Raw genomic sequence first — 16537 nt, 5'->3', positions numbered from 1 at the left:
GGATCGGCGACGACAAGATGTCACGCCAGCGGGTCAGCGACCGGCCGCCGCCAGTCCCAATCGTCGTCCGGTCCCACGACGAACGCGTTCAGGCTGGACGTCATCAGGTACGCCGTGGTCATCGAGCTCCCCAGTTCAGGTACGCGACATTGGCGAGGAGCCAGCCGAAGCCGATGGCTTGTTGGCCATCGCGTTCGGGAGTTGGTTGGTAGCGGTTGTACAGCGCGAGACAGTGCGCGTGGACCTGCGGATCCCACGGGCTCGCCTGCATCCACCGTGGCGCCTGGTGCGCGACCGAGGCCGCGCCGATCGCACCGCCGGCGACGGTGGTGTGTACGGCGGGCAGTCCGGCGGCGTCCGTGGTGGCGACGTTCTGCGTGAACGTCCTGGCGATCCGAGCCATGTCCCGCCCCGTGAACGCCAGCTTCGCGCGGAACGCCCGTACGGCGAACTCGACGTCGATCGCTCCGTGGCTGATGTCCTCGAACTGACGGGCCGGCCCTCCGGACGGCGTGAAGATCGACAGGTCGGTCGCCGGGTCGCCGCTCTTCGCGAACCCTTCGTAGATGTGCCCGCCCATCGGCCAGTAGTGCCATTGGTACGCGTCGCCGGCGTCGGTCACGAGCTGGCTCGCGAGCATCCGCCCCATCGCCGCGACCTTCGCCCGGTATCCGCGGTCGCCCGTGATCAGTGCGAGCTCGACGAGAGTCTGACCGAGGCCGACCGACTGGTTGATGGGTTGCTCGCACCCGTCGTACGCGAGCGGCTGGCCTTTCGGCCAAATCAGGTAACCGCCGTCGCGGTACTCCCAGTCGTGCACGGCGACCGCCTCGCGGCAGGCGGTCAGGTACTCGGCCGCCTTCGCCTGATACCGCCGCCGCAGGACGGGCGAGCCGAGGACGATCCGCACGAAGCTCGCGATCGGGTACGTGATCATGCCGGTGTGCACGGCGAAGATCACCGGCTCGCAATGCACTTCATACGTGCCAAGCCGGGGTACGTCGCCTGCGCGCGGCGTCGGCCGCCTGTCGATGGCGGTGAGCTGGAGCGGTCCGGGGGCGGCCGTGTAGATCCGAGTGACGGCGTAATCGGGACTGGCCGGGTCGAGGGACAGGTCTGTCAGCGTGACCGTGCGGTTCACGAAGGTGTTGACGAGCTTGACCGTGAAAGTGTCCGGACGGGACCCGGTGCTGACGGTGACCGTTGTGTCCTCGGCGTACGACAGGGCTTCGCGCAGGTCGAGCAGCGGCTGGCCGTTGCTGTCGGCAAGGGTTGCGTAGCCGGTGGTATACGGGTGGTCGGCGCGCCAGGCGGGTTGCGAGAGACCGCGGTAGTCCTGCACCCCGCGGACGCTGTCCCGGACCGAGAGCACCTGGTCGATGTTGTCGACGAGGCGGTCCAGGTAATAGGTGTCGCGGTACTTCTCGTACATCCGGACCAGGCCGAGCAGCACGTACGACTGGCTCCAGGCGAGCATCCCGGAGCGGCCGTCGCGATTGGTGTTGTCGTTCGGCTGGTCGGGTTGACCGGGGCCGCCTTGCTGGAAGAGGCGGTCCCAGTCGTCGAAGGTCTGGCGGGCGGTGTAGTCGATCCCGTCGGCGTACGCCGGGATTGCGGTCAGCCCGCCCGCGGCAACGGCGCCGACGGCTGTCAGGCGGAGGACGTCACGGCGGGACGGGCGGAAGTCGGTCATGGCGGGGCGGCCTCCCGGCGAGAGTGGGCTAGGCCACCATTCTCCCCGAGGGAATCGATTTACGGCAGGTCCAGGGCCAGTGGTAAATCGTTGAGGAACTCGGCCGCGTCGAACATCGCGCCGGCCGAGGCGACGCCTGACGACCGCGTCTGCCCGCCGAGGATCCGCCGTACCGCGCCGACGGCGAGCGGGGCCGAGATCGCATAGATGTCCTGACCGGTCGCGGTCGCGCGCACGTCGTCGCCGATACGCACGTCCACCACGAACGTCTGGTCGGAGCGGCCCTGCTCGTCGACGGCCGTCGGCGCCGGGGTGTCCGCGTCGGCCAGATCGCCGGCCGCTTCGAGCGTCATGTACGTGCGCACCTCGGGTACGGCGAGGTGGCTCGGGATGGTGACGATGTCGGCCATGCTGAACTCGGCGAGCACGCGGCGCCGGCCGAGCGGTTCCGGGAACGTCCAGTCCTGCTGAACCGGCGGGTCGTCGTGATACCGCAGCTTGCCCTCGGCGAACCGCACACGACGGCCGCTGCGGCGATCGTGTGAGACCTGGCCGGCGACACGGGTCCCGGGCGTCGGGTGCCAGCTGCTGAGTCCGTACGAGACGTGGACCGCGGGCGCGCTGGTCTCCTCCCCCAGGGCCGCCGTCGTCAGCAGGTCGCCGAGTCCGCCGTAGAACGCCATCGCCGGGACGACCGGTGTCGCGCTGCTCCTCGCGAGCGTGGACACGTTCGTCTCGATCTCGGCCGCGACATCGACGTACGGGATCCCCGCGCGGTTGGCCGCCTCGATGAGCGGTTCGGCGGTGAGCGCGAACGGACCGGCGCAGTTGATCACGGCCGCGGCGTTCTTCAGCGCCAGATCGAGGCCGTGCGGGTCGTCGGCGGCGGCCGGCCGGATCTCGAGGTCGCTCCAGTGCTGTTCGAGGGTCGCGGCGTTCCGGCCGGACACGATGGTGGGGAGGTCCTGCCGGAGCAGCTCCTCGACGACGAACCGGCCGGTGTGACCGGTGGCTCCGTAGACCACGATGGCGTTCATAGGTCCGAGTCTCGTCCGCTGCGGTCCGATTGCGTGAGAGTCCGGAACGACACCATCCGTACACTTTCGGACATGCACACCGTCGCGCTGGCGACCGCCGGCCATCTGCTGCACTTCGAGCTCGGGATCGCGTACGAGATCTTCGGCAACCCACCACTCGGAGCCGCCGAGTGGTACGACGTACGGCTGTGTGGACCGGGGCCCGTGCAGGTCGGGCCGTTCGTGGTGGAGCCTTCGGAGTCGCTGGAGTGGATCGCGGGCGCGGATACCGTGCTGGTGCCGGCTGTCGCGGACGTGGACGAGCCGCTGTCAGGTGAGCTGATCGAGGCAGTGCGGGCCGCTTCCGAGGCCGGTGCTCGGATCGCATCGTTGTGCACTGGGGCGTTCGTGCTGGGCGCCGCCGGGTTGCTCGACGGGCGGCTGGCGACGACGCATTGGGCGCATACCGACGTACTCGCTGCTCGGTTTCCGGAGGCGTTCGTCGATCCGGATGTGTTGTACACGGACAACGGGCAGGTGCTGACTGCGGCTGGGAAGGCGGCGGCGATTGATCTGTGTCTGCATCTGATCCATCTCGATCACGGGGCGACGGTCGCGAACACGGTGGCTCGGCGTCTCGTCGTACCGCCGCATCGGGCCGGTGGGCAGGCGCAGTTCGTGGCGACGCCGGTGCAGGTCAGCGGGGATCACGGGCTCGCGCAGCTGCTCGCGTGGGCCGAGGAGCGGTTGGACCAGCCGTTGACGGTGACGGATCTGGCGCGGCGGGCGAACACGAGCCCGCGGCACCTCGGGCGGCAGTTCCGTGCGGTGACCGGTCAGACGCCACTCCAATGGCTGCTGATTCAGCGAGTGCGGCGCGCCCAGCAGTTGCTCGAAGCCACCGATCACGGGATCGAGGCAGTCGCCGCCGCGGCGGGTCTGGGTACGGCGACCACCTTGCGCCGCCACTTCAAGCGCGTGGTCGGCGTGCCGCCCGACAGTTATCGACGCGCTTTTCGCAGCACTGGCTAGGGTGACCGGCATGGAGAGTTATCCGCGACGGATGCACACCGCGCTGGATACGACGGACGCGCGGGGGCTGGCCGAGTTCTACCGGGTGCTGTTGGGGTTGCGGTACCGCCCCGGAGACGAGCCGCCGGCCGACGGTACGACGGATAACGCGGACTGGCTGGTCCTCGTCGACGACGACGGCAACCGGCAGCTCGCGATCCAGCAGGTCAAGGTGCTCAAACGTTCCACCTGGCCGTCGCCCGACGTCCCGAAGCAGATGCATCTTGACTACGCCGTACCGTCGGTCGACGAACTGCGACGCCATCGGCAGCGCGCCGAGGAGCTCGGAGCGACGGTGTTGCTCGACCGGACCGGGGAAGAGTCCGAGCCGCTGTATGTCCTGGCCGATCCGGCGGGGCATCCGTTCTGTCTACTCGTGGGGGTTCTGTGAGCAAGCAAACCGGATATGCCGACGTCAACGGACTGCGGATGTACTACGAGATCCGCGGGTCCGGTGGTACGCCGCTCCTCCTGCTGCACGGGGGTTTGTTCAACATCGACCTGCAGTTCGGCCCGTTGCTCGACGGGCTGGCGGAGGGTCGGCAGGTGATCGCGGTCGACTTCCAGGGGCACGGGCACACGAACGACATCGACCGTCCGCTGGGCACCGCGGCACTCGCCTCGGACGTGGTCGCGTTCTTGGAGCAGCTCGGTATCTCGCAGGTGGACCTGTTCGGGTTCAGCGTCGGCGGCGCGGTCGCGCTCCACCTGACGATCAAGCACCCGGAGCTGGTCCGGAAGGCCGTCATCTCGTCGGTCCCGTACAACACGTCCGGCGAGCGCGAGGAGAACGCCGCCGTCGGCGAGATGAAGGTCGAGATGATCGCCGGGACGCCGATGGAGAGCGACTACCTGGCGAAGTCGCCGCACCCGGACCTCGAGCACCTCCAGGTCCTGCTCGACAAGCTCGGCGGCTACGACCGCGGCGGTTCCGGCTGGACCGACGACAACATCCGCGGCATCGCGGCACCGACGCTGCTCACGTACGGCGACTCCGACGCGGTCAAGCTCGACCACGTCATCCGCTTCCACCAACTCCGCGGCGGCGACGTGAACGGCGACTTCGTCGGCGTACCGGCCTCCCAACTCGCGATCTTCCCCGGCACCACCCACTTCGGCGGTCTCGCCCGTACCAACCTCGTCCTGGACACCGTCACCGCCTTCCTCGATGCCTAGGCGCGTCCGGGAGGCCGGCGCGGCCGACCTCGCCTCGATCCGTCGCCTCTACGACCAGCTGCATCCGAAGGACCCGCAGCTCGCTGACGCGGACGCCGACGCGATCTTCGCGAGCATCCTCGGCACACCCGGGCTCCACCTGTACGTGCTCGAGGACGAGGGCGAGGTGGTCGCGACGACGTACCTGAACCTGATCCCGAACCTCACCCGTGGCGGAGCGCCGTACGCCGTGATCGAGAACGTTGTCGTCGACGCGGAGCGGCGTGGGACCGGGCTCGGGAAGGAGCTGATGGCGGCGACGCTCCAGGCCGCGTGGGATGCCGGGTGCTACAAGGTGATGTTGATGACCGGCTCGCAGACCCCGGCGACGCATGCGTTCTATCGGCGCTGTGGGTTCGATCCGGACGAGAAGCAGGCGTACGTGCTGCGGCCGGCCTAGCCTGTGAGTTCTATGGACGAGTTGCGGGAGCTGATCGTCCGCGCTGACGGGCGTGAGGGAGCGATCGACGGGCTGTTGGTGTCGGTGGTGGATGCGCCGACACCGCCGACGGCTGGGCTGGCTTCGCCGACGTTCGCGTTGGTGGCGCAGGGGCGGAAGCGCCTGGCGCTCGGTGAGCAGGTCTTCGAGTACGGCGCCGGCGACTACCTCGTCGTCTCGGTGGACCTCCCCGTGACAGGACACTTTGTGGAGGCGTCGAAGAGCGCCCCATGCCTGGGAGCCGGGCTGGAGTTGCGGCCGGAGGTGATCGCGTCGCTGCTGCTCGACTCGGCGGAGAAGCCCGGTGGACCGGTGCGCGGACTGAGCGTGAGTCGAGCGTCCGTCGAGCTGATCGACGCGATGGTGCGGCTGCTCCGACTCCTCGACACTCCGGACGATGCGGCCGTCCTTGCGCCACTGGTCCAGCGAGAGATCCTCTGGCGGCTGCTCCGGAGCCCGCAAGGTGCCGCCGTACGCGAGATCGGGCTCGCCGACAGCAGTCTCTCGCACGTCGCCCGGGTGATCCGATGGATCCGCGACCACTACACCGAGCCGTTCCGCGTCGAGGACCTCGCGGCGATGGCCGGCATGAGCACGTCGGCCTTCCACCGGCACTTCCGCACGGTCACCGAACTGACCCCGATCCAGTTCCAGAAGAAAATCCGGCTGCACGAGGCCAGGCTGCGTGTCGTCGGCCTCGGCGAGGACGTGACGAGCGCCGGGTACGCCGTGGGTTACGACAGCCCGTCCCAGTTCAGCCGCGAGTACCGGCGTGAGTTCGGAATCCCACCGAGCCGCGATCACGGCAGGATCGTGCAAGTCTGAGCGAGGATTGATCTACCACCTCGTCAACGTCCACACGTCTACTGGAGTAGTACCGATTACCCATCCAGTAGGAGTTGTGCACGATCATGCAAATCGCTGTGATCACCGGCGGAAGTTCCGGCATCGGCCAGAGCGCCGCGTTCGAGCTCGCCAAACGCGGCACCGCCGTCGTCGTCACCTACCGCGGCAGCCGTGAACGCGGCCTCGAGACCGTGGAGCGGATCGAGAAGGACGGCGGTACGGCGGCCGCGCTGCCGCTCGACGTCAGTCGCCCGGACACCTTCGGCGAGTTCCGTACCGCGCTGACCGGCGTACTCGAGAAGTGGGGCCGCACCTCGTTCGACTTCCTCGTCAGCAACGCCGGCGTCGGGCAGCCGCCCGTGATGTTCGAGGACACCACCGAGGAACTGTTCGATCAGATGGTCGACGTCCACGTCAAAGGCCCGTACTTCCTCACCCAGACCCTCCTCCCCCTCCTCGCCGACAACGGCTCGATCGTCTACACCACCAGCACCTCCGCCCTCCCGACCGCTCGCCCGACCCCGGGGTACTCCGTCTACGCCAGCGTGAAGGGTGCGCAGATCGTCCTCACCCGCTATCTCGCCAAGGAACTCAGCGCTCGCGGGATCCGGGTCAACGCGGTCGCACCCGGCGTGACCCGGACCCGCCTCGGCGACGACGCGTTCGCTCAGCACCCCGAGCTGATCCCGCCCATCGCCAACCGCACCGCCCTGGGCCGCATCGGCGAACCCGACGACCTCGGCACGGTGATCGCCTTCCTCGGCTCCCCCGAAGCCGGATGGATCACAGCCCAGACGCTCGAGGCCTCCGGCGGCTACGAACTCTGACGACTCGCGGCGTGAGCGCTTAGTTGCGGAGTTGTGCGTTGAGCCGGGCGGCCTGCCGGGTGAGGTGGTCGCGTTCGGGGAGGTTGGGCGCCGCCTGGGCCGCTTCGGCGTACAGCTGTGCAGCGGTCGCGAGATCACCGTTCCGCTCATGGAGGTACGCCATGGCGGCGGTACGGCGGCCCATTGTGCCGACTCGTGCCCATGGGACGGAGACGCTGCGGGGTTCTCGACATCGTGGCGCGGACGAACTTCACGATTCTTCCGGCCAGGCGTCGCCCCAGGTGGTACGGCGGGCCGCTCGGTAGGTGCCGTCCGACTTCGGGATCACCGCCTGTTCCGGCGTACCGGCCGACGTGCAGAGGTCGAGCATGATCCGGTTCTTCGGGTGGCCGGGTCTGCGGATCACGCGGGCCGGCGCCGGCCGGGCCGGGTGGCGGGTCGCGACCAGGTAGGTGAACTTCTCGTCCTCGAAGTTGCGGGTGCCGTCCTTCAGCATGCGATGAAGTTCGGTGCGCGGGAGCCGGACGGCGAAGTGGCACCAGTCGACCGGGCACGGACCTGCGTGCGGGCAAGGCGCCGCGATCCGGAAACCCTGGTTGAGCAGCAGGTCTCGGGCTTCGAGGGTACGGCGGTGGCCGCACGGGGTTCCTGGCTCGACGAGAACGATCGTGGTGGCGGCGCGCGCGGCGGTGTGGATCAGGTCGCGGCGCGCGTTCTCGGTGAGCTCGTTGAGGACGTAGGCGATAGTGATCAGGTCCACCGGTTCGCGCGGCATCCAGTCGCGGAGGTCGGCCGCCGTCCAACGCCACCCACCAGCGCCGTTGGTGGCTAGTTGTTGGCCGAGGTGGATGGCGGCGGGTTGGCGTTCGATGATCTCTGTTCTGACGGTCGGCCAGAGCGCGGCGACGGCCCAGGCAGCCGCGCCGGTGCCTCCGCCGAGATCCAGGTGCGTGGCGAACGACGCGTCCACCCGCCGCCCGGCTTCCGCGAGCGCCCCGTGCAGAGCCCGAACCGTGGCGGGCATGCGAGTGACGGCGTACGCGAGGGCATCAAGCGGGTCGCTGATACCCGGCGTGGTGTCGTCGATCTGCTCGGTGCGGTAGCGCTGTGAGAGTGCGGTGACGCGGCGGCGCAACTCGTGCTGCGGTACGCCGCTGAGCGCCCGTGCGAGGGCAGCGTGCAGTTGGGTGTCCACGGAGGACATGAGGAAACTCCGGTTCGGTCGGCACGGAGTGCGCGCCTGCATCAGGGCGCACGTGATCCGCGGCCAGACGCCGCGACGCACCAACCGGTCCGGAAGAAGAAGCTGTCAGCCTGTCAGCAGGCAGCAGCCGAGGAGGGATTGGCGCGGAACCGGATAACCTTGCACGCCATCACACACCTCCTCGGGTCAGCACGACCGTAACAGAGCTGTCCTCTCCTGGCTGCTGCTTTTACCGGCCCTCCGACGTACAGAGGCACACCTTGTTGCCCTCCGGGTCCGCGAGGACGATGAACGCCGGCGCCTCGTCGTCGTACGCGACGGTCCCACCCGCGGCGATCGCGGCCTTGATCCGCGACGGGACGACCTCGGGCGGCAGCCAGAGGTCGAGGTGGAAGCGCTGACGTGGTGTCTCGTGCGGGTCGGTGCCCTGGAACCAGAGATTGGCGACGCGACCGGTCGGGTCGCAGACATCGTTGCCCCGGAACGAGTCGGTGCTGCCCGTGAGGACCGCCGCCCAGAACGGACCGATCGCCGAACGGTCGGGGGTGTCCAGAGCGATCTCCAGTTGCGCCACAGCTCCCGGCTGCGCGATCAGCCCGTGCTCGACCGCGATCGCGCTGACTTGCCGCGCCACCGCCTCGTCCTTGCTGACCGCATCGACGTACGTCGGACCGAGCCGTAACTCGGGCACGACCGCACCGGCCGCGAACGCGTCACCCACAGCCGCCACGAAGCGCGCGCCATCGGCGTACGAGTCGATCAGGTACCTCGCGTGCAGCGCCTGCTGCAGCTTGCGCCAGTCGGGCAACCCCGCATCCGTCACCATGTGTACCTCCTTGACCAGACACTACGATCCGCCACCGACAGTTCTCGCTTCCAGGGTCGCGAGATCGCGCTCGGCGAACCGGCGGTGCTCGAACTCCTCGCTCAGGATCGCGCCGAGACAATCGCTGACGACATAGCTGTCCGACGGCGGGTAACCGGAACCCGGCGTCGGCGTCGTCTGCTCGGTCAGGCGCTCGTCGGTGAGGTGCGCGAAGAACGCCCGTACCGTTGCTATCCGATCGGCCCGCAGAGCGAGGACTTCGTCGAGGGACGGGCGCGCGGCGTGGTCCCGCGGTACGGGCGGGGTGTCGTGCATCTCGTCGTGCGGCAGGTCCAACGGGTCCCACGGCTCGGGCTCACCGAGGACTGCCCGGCGTACCCAGGCGTCCGTCGCGAAGATCAGGTGCCGCAGCGTCTCGATGAACGACCACTCGCCGTCGACCGACTCGTGCAGCAGTTCGGGCGGCAGCCGACGGGCCTTCGTCACGGTCTCGCCCCACATCTGCTCGAGCAGGTCCCACGCTTCGCGATAGCCGTCGGCGTCCGTCGGGCGCATCCGTTCGCGGCCCGGGTACCGGCGGTTGAGCTCGGCGTCGATCAGCGGTACGACGTCGATTCCCCACACCGTCAGGTTCCGGATGTCACCGTCGAGCGACACGTCGTACAGCAGCGCGCCGCGGATCGTCGCGCCGGTCAGGTTCACGTTCTCGAAGTGGGCGCCGGTGAGGTCGACGTCGTGGAACACCGCACCGGCCAGGTTCTGGTCCTTGAACTCGGTCACGCGGTTCAGCGTCGCAGACCCTCGTCCGGCTGAGAACCGCGCGCGGTCCTGCGCCGTGATACATCTGCAGTCGGTACGCCGCCCTCGGACGGTCACGTGCGCGCGTGCCGTCCGCCTACCCACCGAACGGAGCGGCATGTACCGCAGGCTCGTCCTCAAGCTCTCCGGCCAGGCGATCGCCGGGCCGAACGACTTCGGTTTCGACGGTGATCGCCTCACCCATCTCGCGACCGAGGTCATCGCGCTGCGCGCCACCGGCGTACAGGTCGCGGTCGTGGTCGGCGGTGGGAACGTGTTCCGTGGAAACCGCGCGGCGGACTGGGGTATCGACCGGGTCGAGGCGGACAACATCGGGATGCTCGGCACCGTCATCAACGCGGTGCTGCTGCGCGGCCGGCTGGCGGCGCTCGGGGCGCACGGGGTGCGGCTGATGACCGCGATCCCGATCAACAACCTCGCGGAGCCGTACGTCCGGTTGCGCGCGCTGCGGCACCTCGAGAAGGGCGCGATCATCCTCCTTGCCTGCGGCAACGGGCAGCCGTTCACGACGACCGACTACCCGTCGGTGCAGCGCGCGGTCGAGCTCGACGCGGACGCGCTGCTGGTGGCGAAGAACGGCACCGACGGCGTGTACGACGCCGACCCGAACCGGCACCCCGACGCACAGCGCTTCGACCACCTGTCGTACGACGAGGTCATCGACCGCGGCCTCGGCGTGATGGACCAGTCCGCGTTCATTCTCGCCCGCGACCACCACCTCCCCCTGCACGTCTTCGACATCGACCGCCCCGGCGCCGCCGCCTCCATCGTCAACGGCACCAAACTCGGCACCACCATCACCTGAGCTCGCGCCCGATCACGTCAAGATGCGCCTGAAACCAGTCCCCACCGGCACGGTGCTCTGCCTGTAACGCCATCAACGACCACAGCACGCGGTACTTCGCGAGGGTCGTGCCGGGTGCGTCGATCGCGCCGTACCCGTCCCTGAAGGCGGTTGTTGCTTCGGGGCCCGCCATCGAGACGCGTGCCAGGTCGAACAGCGGATCGCCGTACCGAGCGTCTCCCCAGTCGAGAATCCCGGTCAGATCAGAGCCGTCGGCGTACAGATGCCGTGGGTGCAGATCGCCATGCAGCAGGACCGGCGTCACGCCGCTCACACCGTCGATGAACCGAGGCATGACCTCCCGCACGCGGGAGGCGAGTTCCGTCGGCAGCACGTCGAGCTGTTCCAGCGTCCGCGACAACTCCGCTCCCCAAGAAACCGACGAGTCCACGAGAGCGTGCGAGCGCCTGACACACTCGCCGGCTTGCCGAAGAACCGTGCTCAGGTGCGGTCCGGTGAGCGGGCGCCCCGCGAGTTCGCGCGTGATCAGGTACTCCGGTCCGACGCCGACCACCTCCGGCGCGGGAACACCAACCCCGCGCACGAGCTCGCAGACGCGCGCCTCCTCGGCAGCTGTGGGGCCGGACTTCAGGTAGTAGGTGCCGCCGGGGCCGTGGAGGCGGAAGTTCTGGTTCCCCACGAAACCGTTGACCGGCTCGACGTGGGTGATCGGACCGACGTACGACTCAGCCAGAGCGATGGGGTTCAGCATCGGGGGCAGCTTACGGAAGGTGTAGACGTCGGCTAAATAGTTTGTGGGGGTTACGCCGTAATTGGTGTACTCGGGGTGTCCGAGTAGGTGTTGAGAAAGGTTGTCCGTCATGCGAGCTCGCTTCATGTCTCTTGCGGAAACCAATGGCACCTGTTCGAAGGACATGAAGCTTCGTGGAATTACTGAACCTTGGGATCTTGGCGCATGTTGACGCCGGGAAGACCAGCCTGACCGAGCGGCTGCTGTACGCCGCCGGCGTCATCGACGAGGTCGGGAGCGTCGACGACGGGAACACCCAGACCGACTCGCTGGCGCTGGAGCGGCAGCGTGGGATCACGATCAAGTCGGCGGTCGCGTCGTTCGCGCTGCGCGGTACGAACCCGGTCATCGTCAACCTGATCGACACCCCGGGACACCCGGATTTCATCGCCGAGGTGGAGCGCGCGCTGGGCGTGCTCGACGGCGCGGTCCTGGTGGTGTCCGCGGTCGAGGGCGTCCAGGCGCAGACCCGCGTCCTGATGCGGACCCTGCAACGTCTGCGGATCCCCACTCTCATCTTCGTCAACAAGATCGACCGCCGAGGCGCGCAGTACGACGGCGTACTGCGGCAACTCGCCACCAAACTCACCCCGGCAATCGTTCCGATGGGCGAGGCGACGCACCTCGGCACGCCCGAGGCGACGTTCAAGCCGATCGTCCAGGAGGACACCCTCCTCGACACGCTCACCAGGAACGACGACAACCTCCTCCAGCAGTACGTCGACAACGAGCCGCTGTCCCTCGACAAGACACTCGTCGCGCAGACGCACGAGGCGATCGTCCACCCGGTGTACCTCGGATCCGCCATCACCGGCGCCGGCACCGAGGCGCTCGCCGACGGCATCCGGGACCTCCTCCCCCGCGCCCGCATCACCGACGGACCGACCGAAGGTGCCGTCTTCAAGGTCGAACGCGGACCGGCCGGCGAGAAGATCGCGTACGTGCGGATGTTCGCCGGCACCCTCGCCGTTCGCGACCGAGTCGGTTTCGGCACGAGCGAGGCGAAGGTCACCGCGCTACAGGTGTTCGACGACGGCGGACCCACCTCCGCACACGCCGTACAGGCCGGTCAGATCGCCAAGGTCTGGGGCCTCGCCACCATCAAGATCGGTGATGTGGTGGGGAACATAAATGCCACCGAGCGCCCACTTCTTTCCCAACCCGCCGCCTTCGCGCCGCCGACGTTGGAGACGGTGGTGTCCGCGCGGAAGCTGTCGGACAAAGGCAACCTCCGCGTCGCGCTCACGCAGCTCGCCGAGCAGGACCCGCTGATCAACCTGCGCCAGGACGACCTCCGGCAGGAAACCTACGTCTCGCTGTACGGCGAGGTGCAGAAGGAGGTCATCGAGACCACGCTGGCGACCGAGTTCGGGATCGCGGTCGACTTCCGTGAGACGACCACGATCCACATCGAGCGGATCGTCGGCACCGGCGCGGCGGTCGAGTTCAACAAGAAGGACGCGAACCCGTTCCTCGCCACCGTCGGCCTCCGGGTCGAGCCGGCGCCGATCAACGCCGGTGTCAGCTTCGAACTGGAAGTCGAACTCGGCTCGATGCCGTACGCGTTCATCAAGGCCGTCGAGGAGACCGTCCGCGAGACGCTGCACGAGGGTCTGCACGGCTGGCAGATCCCCGACGCCCGAGTCTTCATGACGCACTCGGGGTACTCCGCCCGGCAGAGTCACGCGCACGCCGTCTTCGACAAGAGCATGTCCAGCACCGCCGGCGACTTCCGCAACCTCACCCCGCTGGTCCTGATGACGGCGCTCCAAGAGGCCGGTACGTCGGTGCACGAGCCGATGCACCGGTTCCGGCTGGAGATCCCGACCGACACGACCCGCGCCGTACTGTCGGCTCTCACGAAGCTCCGGGCGATTCCGCAGGTCCCGGCGCTGGCCGCGGAAACCTCAACCCTGGAAGGAGAAATCCCCGCGGCCGCCGTTCACGAACTCGAGCAACAACTTCCGGCCCTCACCCGCGGTGAGGGTGTGCTGGAGTCGGCGTTCGAGCGCTACCACCCGGTGACCGGATCGATCCCGAACCGCCCGCGCACCGACCACGACCCGCTCAATCGCCGCGAGTACCTGCTGCACGTCCAGCGCCGGGTCTGATGCCGTGTCTAATTCCGTGCACGACGTTGGCGCCGAGGTCGTCGTCCGTGACGATCTCGGCGTCCAGCCCGTACTCCGTCATCACCGCCCGCGCGATCGGCGCCTGACGCTCACTCATCTCCACGAACAGATGACCACCCGGCGCCAGCCACTCCACGGCACCGGCCACCACCCGCCGCAACGTCGCGAGACCGTCCGGCCCGCCATCCAACGTCACGTGCGGCTCGTACAACCGTGCCTCAGGCGGCAACAACCGGATCTCGTCTGTCGGCACGTAAGGAACATTCGCCAGCAGTACGTCGACCGCGCCCCGCAACCGCTCCGGCAACGCCGCGAACAGATCGCCCTCATACACGGTCCCTCCCCACGGCAGGAGGTTCCGCCGGGCACACCGCACCGCGGCCGGCTCGATGTCGGCGGCGTACAACGACACATCGCGCTCAGCCGCTACTGCGGCCCCCAGCGCGCCCGACCCACACCCCAAATCCACAACAACAGCGCCCTCAGCGGTCACCTCCACCGCCTCGGACACGAGGAACTCGGTACGCCGTCGCGGAATGAACACCCCCGGGTCGACGGCAATCCGCAACCCGCGGAACGACGCCCACCCGACGACGTACTCCAACGGCGACCCGGCGACCCGCTGGTCGACCATGGCCGCGACCTCGGCCGCGTCTCGGGCGGTGCCGACGATCAACTCGGCCTCGTCCTCGGCGAACACGCACCCGGACGCACGCAACCGTTCGACGAGCACGCCGAACTCAACAGCTGGAACAGGAGAAACAGACACCGAACCCCTTCGAACTACGAGGCTCCCGCGATCAGCCGACGCTGATCACTCGAGGCGGGAGCAATTGACCTGCCTGCGAGATCGGTCCCACCTCCTTCGGTCCGCGGTACGTCCTGACAAGCGTCAGCTTACCCGAACGCGTTCACCCCGGTGAGCTCCGCCGAGACCGTCCACAACCGGGCCGCCGACGCCGGGTCGATCGCGTACGGACGCACGCCCGGCGCATCGTCCGTCGACACCTCCGCGATCTCACAGTCCTCGCAGAACACGCCACCGAGGCCGTCCAGAGCAGGCGAGGTCGCGGCCCACACCGAGGTCGCCGCACCCTGCTCCGGGCTCTTGAACGCGACGTGCGGAGTTCCGTCCTCGTCGATCCACCCGTAGCCGACCATCTCCTCGTGGGTCAGGTGCCGCTGCAACGGCGTGAGGATCCCACCCGGATGCAGCGCGAACGCCCGTACCCCGGAATCCTTGCCCAGGGCATCGAGCTGGACGGCGAACAGGACGTTCGCGGTCTTCGCCTGCCCGTACGCCGCCCACTTCTCGTACCCCTGCCGGAACTCCAAGTCGTCCCACCGGATGTCCGACCGCCGGTGCCCCGTCGACGAGACCGACACCACCCGCGCGCCGCCGTCCGCCACGATCGCCGGCCACAGCCGATTGACCAGCGCGAAGTGCCCCAGGTGGTTCGTCGCGAACTGCGCCTCCCACCCTGGGCCGACCCGCGTCTCCGGCGACGCCATGATCGCCGCGTTGTCGATCATGATGTCGATCGACCGCCCCGACGCGAGGAACCTGTCCGCGAATGCGCGAACGCTGTCCAGATCCCCCAGATCCAGCTCGTCCACCTCGGCGATGTCGCCCAGCGCCTCCCGCGCGACCTCGGGCCGCCGCGCGGGTACGACGACGTGCGCGCCGGCCTTCGCCAGCGCCTTGGTGGTCTCCAGCCCGAGACCGGAGTACCCGCCGGTGACGATCGCCAGCTTGCCGGTCAGGTCGATCCCGGCGAGGACGTCGTCCGCGGTGCTGTCGTGCCCGAATCCCGAGCCGATCTTGTGTTGTGCACTCATGTCTCCGAGCGTACGAATTAGAGCTCGCTCTAGGTCAAGTCCCCGAGGTGCGGGTTCTTGCGCAGCGAGTCCGCCAGCCGCTGCAGCGCCGGGTTCGGGTTGTCCGGGCTCCAGCACGCGTGCAGCGTCACCGAATGGGCGTCGGCCGCGTCCAGCTCGCGGTACCGGACGCCCTCGACCTGCATCGCCATGATCGAGCGCGGGATCAACGCGCACCCCAGGCCGGCACGCACCAGCGCGAGCATCGTCGGCACCTGCGAAGCCAACTGGCTCACGGCGTACCGGTCCATCCCGATCATCGCCGCACAGATGTCGTGCAGGTACTGCGATCCCTCGGGGCTGTACCCGATGTAGTCGTTGGTGGCGTCGACCAGCGACACCGGCCCGTCGCCGGACGCCAACGGATGCGCGGCGGGTACGGCGAGTACGAGGTCCTCCGAGTGCACGAGCAACGACTCGAACTGCGACGGGATCGGCGGCCGCACCAGGCCGATGTCGATCTCCAGGTTCGCCAGCGCCTCGAACTGCGCCGGACTCACCAACTCGGTCAGCTCGGCGGTCACGCCGGGCGTCCGTTTCCCGACCATCGTGAGGAAGTCCGCGAGGACGGCGTACGCGCCGATCGCGGTGAAGGCGAGCCGCAGGGTCCCGGTGGTTCCGTCGGCGGCGCGGCGGGTCGCCTCCGGCGCGACCTCGAGCAGCGCGAGCACGCGGCGGGCGTGCTCGAGGAATACCCCGCCGGCCGCGGTCAGCCGGACGCCGCGGCCGGTGCGGTCGAACAGCCGGACGTCGAGCGTTCGTTCGAGGCCCTGGATCTGCCGGGTCAGCGGCGGCTGGGTCAGATTCAGGCGCTGCGCCGCGCGGCCGTAGTGCAGCTCCTCGGCGACGGCGACGAATCCACGCAGTTGCTGCAGCGACAGGTCCATGCCGGCAATACCACCACAGCATCGGTCGATACGAAAAGGGGCTTGGACCTGCATAACGGAAAGCGCCTACCGTCAAACCACGTCCGAAC

Annotated in this window: 18 protein-coding genes; 8 read left to right on the top strand and 10 right to left on the bottom strand. The window is 68.5% G+C overall.

The features are described 5' to 3' along the window. Window positions 1-118: 118 nt before the first annotated feature. Window positions 119-1693 carry a hypothetical protein gene (locus AC0662_RS06585; protein ID WP_452204411.1) on the bottom strand — a complete coding sequence of 525 codons (1575 nt, stop codon included), beginning with the start codon at window positions 1691-1693 and terminating at the stop codon, window positions 119-121. A 59-nt stretch (window positions 1694-1752) separates the two neighbouring features. Then, the gene (locus tag AC0662_RS06580) at window positions 1753-2730 is read right to left on the bottom strand and encodes a saccharopine dehydrogenase NADP-binding domain-containing protein (RefSeq protein WP_452204410.1); all 978 of its coding nucleotides are present in this window, start codon (window positions 2728-2730) and stop codon (window positions 1753-1755) included. A 72-nt stretch (window positions 2731-2802) separates the two neighbouring features. On the opposite strand from AC0662_RS06580, the gene AC0662_RS06575 reads away from it, so the two are divergent. From AC0662_RS06575 to AC0662_RS06550, 6 genes are all read left to right on the top strand, one after another. Further along, entirely contained in the window at window positions 2803-3741 is a 939-nt protein-coding gene (locus AC0662_RS06575) for a helix-turn-helix domain-containing protein (RefSeq protein ID WP_452204409.1), read from the top strand. Between the two features lie 10 nt (window positions 3742-3751). Beyond that, window positions 3752-4171 carry a VOC family protein gene (locus AC0662_RS06570; protein ID WP_452204408.1) on the top strand — a complete coding sequence of 140 codons (420 nt, stop codon included), beginning with the start codon at window positions 3752-3754 and terminating at the stop codon, window positions 4169-4171. After that, window positions 4168-4956 carry an alpha/beta fold hydrolase gene (locus AC0662_RS06565; RefSeq protein WP_452204407.1) on the top strand — a complete coding sequence of 263 codons (789 nt, stop codon included), beginning with the start codon at window positions 4168-4170 and terminating at the stop codon, window positions 4954-4956. Before AC0662_RS06570 ends, AC0662_RS06565 begins: the two co-directional genes overlap by 4 nt. After that, entirely contained in the window at window positions 4949-5395 is a 447-nt protein-coding gene (locus AC0662_RS06560; protein ID WP_452204406.1) for a GNAT family N-acetyltransferase, read from the top strand. The genes AC0662_RS06565 and AC0662_RS06560 overlap by 8 nt, the downstream gene beginning before the upstream one ends. Window positions 5396-5407: 12 nt before the next feature. Further along, window positions 5408-6259: an AraC family transcriptional regulator gene (locus AC0662_RS06555; protein WP_452204405.1), complete on the top strand. Its 852-nt coding sequence runs from the start codon at window positions 5408-5410 to the stop codon at window positions 6257-6259. 86 nt (window positions 6260-6345) lie between these two features. After that, window positions 6346-7107 (top strand): SDR family NAD(P)-dependent oxidoreductase, encoded by a 762-nt coding sequence (locus AC0662_RS06550; RefSeq protein WP_452204404.1) that lies wholly within the window; start codon window positions 6346-6348, stop codon window positions 7105-7107. 19 nt (window positions 7108-7126) lie between these two features. Here the strand turns inward: AC0662_RS06550 and AC0662_RS06545 are convergent, their stop codons facing one another. The 4 genes from AC0662_RS06545 to AC0662_RS06530 all read right to left on the bottom strand — a co-directional run bounded on the left by AC0662_RS06545 (window position 7127) and on the right by AC0662_RS06530 (window position 9917). Beyond that, entirely contained in the window at window positions 7127-7291 is a 165-nt protein-coding gene (locus tag AC0662_RS06545; protein WP_452204403.1) for a hypothetical protein, read from the bottom strand. Window positions 7292-7357: 66 nt separating this feature from the next. Beyond that, on the bottom strand, window positions 7358-8311 hold the full coding sequence (locus tag AC0662_RS06540) for a small ribosomal subunit Rsm22 family protein (RefSeq protein WP_452204402.1): 954 nt from the start codon (window positions 8309-8311) through the stop codon (window positions 7358-7360). A gap of 229 nt (window positions 8312-8540) precedes the next feature. Continuing rightward, the gene (locus AC0662_RS06535) at window positions 8541-9137 is read right to left on the bottom strand and encodes a VOC family protein (RefSeq protein WP_478298989.1); all 597 of its coding nucleotides are present in this window, start codon (window positions 9135-9137) and stop codon (window positions 8541-8543) included. A gap of 21 nt (window positions 9138-9158) precedes the next feature. Beyond that, on the bottom strand, window positions 9159-9917 hold the full coding sequence (locus AC0662_RS06530) for a DinB family protein (RefSeq protein WP_478298987.1): 759 nt from the start codon (window positions 9915-9917) through the stop codon (window positions 9159-9161). Between the two features lie 136 nt (window positions 9918-10053). Between AC0662_RS06530 and pyrH the strand changes: the two genes are divergently transcribed. Beyond that, window positions 10054-10761, top strand: a complete 708-nt coding sequence (gene pyrH, locus AC0662_RS06525) for a UMP kinase (RefSeq protein ID WP_478298985.1) — start codon at window positions 10054-10056, stop codon at window positions 10759-10761. Here pyrH and AC0662_RS06520 read toward each other — a convergent pair. Further along, window positions 10754-11677, bottom strand: a complete 924-nt coding sequence (locus AC0662_RS06520) for a phosphotransferase family protein (RefSeq protein ID WP_452204396.1) — start codon at window positions 11675-11677, stop codon at window positions 10754-10756. The genes pyrH and AC0662_RS06520 overlap by 8 nt on opposite strands. A gap of 8 nt (window positions 11678-11685) precedes the next feature. Here AC0662_RS06520 and AC0662_RS06515 point away from each other — a divergent pair, with 8 nt between their 5' ends. Further along, entirely contained in the window at window positions 11686-13662 is a 1977-nt protein-coding gene (locus AC0662_RS06515) for a GTP-binding protein (protein WP_478298983.1), read from the top strand. Here the strand turns inward: AC0662_RS06515 and AC0662_RS06510 are convergent. From AC0662_RS06510 to AC0662_RS06500, 3 genes are all read right to left on the bottom strand, one after another. Continuing rightward, complete coding sequence (locus AC0662_RS06510) at window positions 13619-14452, bottom strand: putative protein N(5)-glutamine methyltransferase (RefSeq protein WP_478298981.1); 834 nt, start codon at window positions 14450-14452, stop codon at window positions 13619-13621. The two genes, AC0662_RS06515 and AC0662_RS06510, sit on opposite strands and share 44 nt — an antisense overlap. A gap of 128 nt (window positions 14453-14580) precedes the next feature. Beyond that, window positions 14581-15522: an SDR family NAD(P)-dependent oxidoreductase gene (locus AC0662_RS06505; protein WP_478298979.1), complete on the bottom strand. Its 942-nt coding sequence runs from the start codon at window positions 15520-15522 to the stop codon at window positions 14581-14583. 29 nt (window positions 15523-15551) lie between these two features. Then, window positions 15552-16448 carry a LysR family transcriptional regulator gene (locus AC0662_RS06500; RefSeq protein ID WP_452204391.1) on the bottom strand — a complete coding sequence of 299 codons (897 nt, stop codon included), beginning with the start codon at window positions 16446-16448 and terminating at the stop codon, window positions 15552-15554. Between the last annotated feature and the right edge of the window lie 89 nt (window positions 16449-16537).

It is taken from the genome of Kribbella sp. NPDC043289 (assembly GCF_056436705.1).
Note: the sequence above shows the minus strand (reverse complement) of the source record. Positions and strands in the feature narration are given on the sequence as shown.

Excerpts from the sequence above, each read along its gene's own strand:
- AC0662_RS06585 (WP_452204411.1), bottom strand. The coding sequence starts at position 1,693 with ATGACCGACTTCCGCCCGTCCCGCCGTGACGTCCTCCGCCTGACAGCC.
- AC0662_RS06580 (WP_452204410.1), bottom strand. The coding sequence starts at position 2,730 with ATGAACGCCATCGTGGTCTACGGAGCCACCGGTCACACCGGCCGGTTC.
- AC0662_RS06575 (WP_452204409.1), top strand. The coding sequence starts at position 2,803 with ATGCACACCGTCGCGCTGGCGACCGCCGGCCATCTGCTGCACTTCGAG.
- AC0662_RS06570 (WP_452204408.1), top strand. The coding sequence starts at position 3,752 with ATGGAGAGTTATCCGCGACGGATGCACACCGCGCTGGATACGACGGAC.
- AC0662_RS06560 (WP_452204406.1), top strand. The coding sequence starts at position 4,949 with ATGCCTAGGCGCGTCCGGGAGGCCGGCGCGGCCGACCTCGCCTCGATC.
- AC0662_RS06555 (WP_452204405.1), top strand. The coding sequence starts at position 5,408 with ATGGACGAGTTGCGGGAGCTGATCGTCCGCGCTGACGGGCGTGAGGGA.
- AC0662_RS06550 (WP_452204404.1), top strand. The coding sequence starts at position 6,346 with ATGCAAATCGCTGTGATCACCGGCGGAAGTTCCGGCATCGGCCAGAGC.
- AC0662_RS06545 (WP_452204403.1), bottom strand. The coding sequence starts at position 7,291 with ATGGGCCGCCGTACCGCCGCCATGGCGTACCTCCATGAGCGGAACGGT.
- AC0662_RS06540 (WP_452204402.1), bottom strand. The coding sequence starts at position 8,311 with ATGTCCTCCGTGGACACCCAACTGCACGCTGCCCTCGCACGGGCGCTC.
- AC0662_RS06535 (WP_478298989.1), bottom strand. The coding sequence starts at position 9,137 with ATGGTGACGGATGCGGGGTTGCCCGACTGGCGCAAGCTGCAGCAGGCG.
- pyrH (WP_478298985.1), top strand. The coding sequence starts at position 10,054 with ATGTACCGCAGGCTCGTCCTCAAGCTCTCCGGCCAGGCGATCGCCGGG.
- AC0662_RS06520 (WP_452204396.1), bottom strand. The coding sequence starts at position 11,677 with ATGTCCTTCGAACAGGTGCCATTGGTTTCCGCAAGAGACATGAAGCGA.
- AC0662_RS06505 (WP_478298979.1), bottom strand. The coding sequence starts at position 15,522 with ATGAGTGCACAACACAAGATCGGCTCGGGATTCGGGCACGACAGCACC.
- AC0662_RS06500 (WP_452204391.1), bottom strand. The coding sequence starts at position 16,448 with ATGGACCTGTCGCTGCAGCAACTGCGTGGATTCGTCGCCGTCGCCGAG.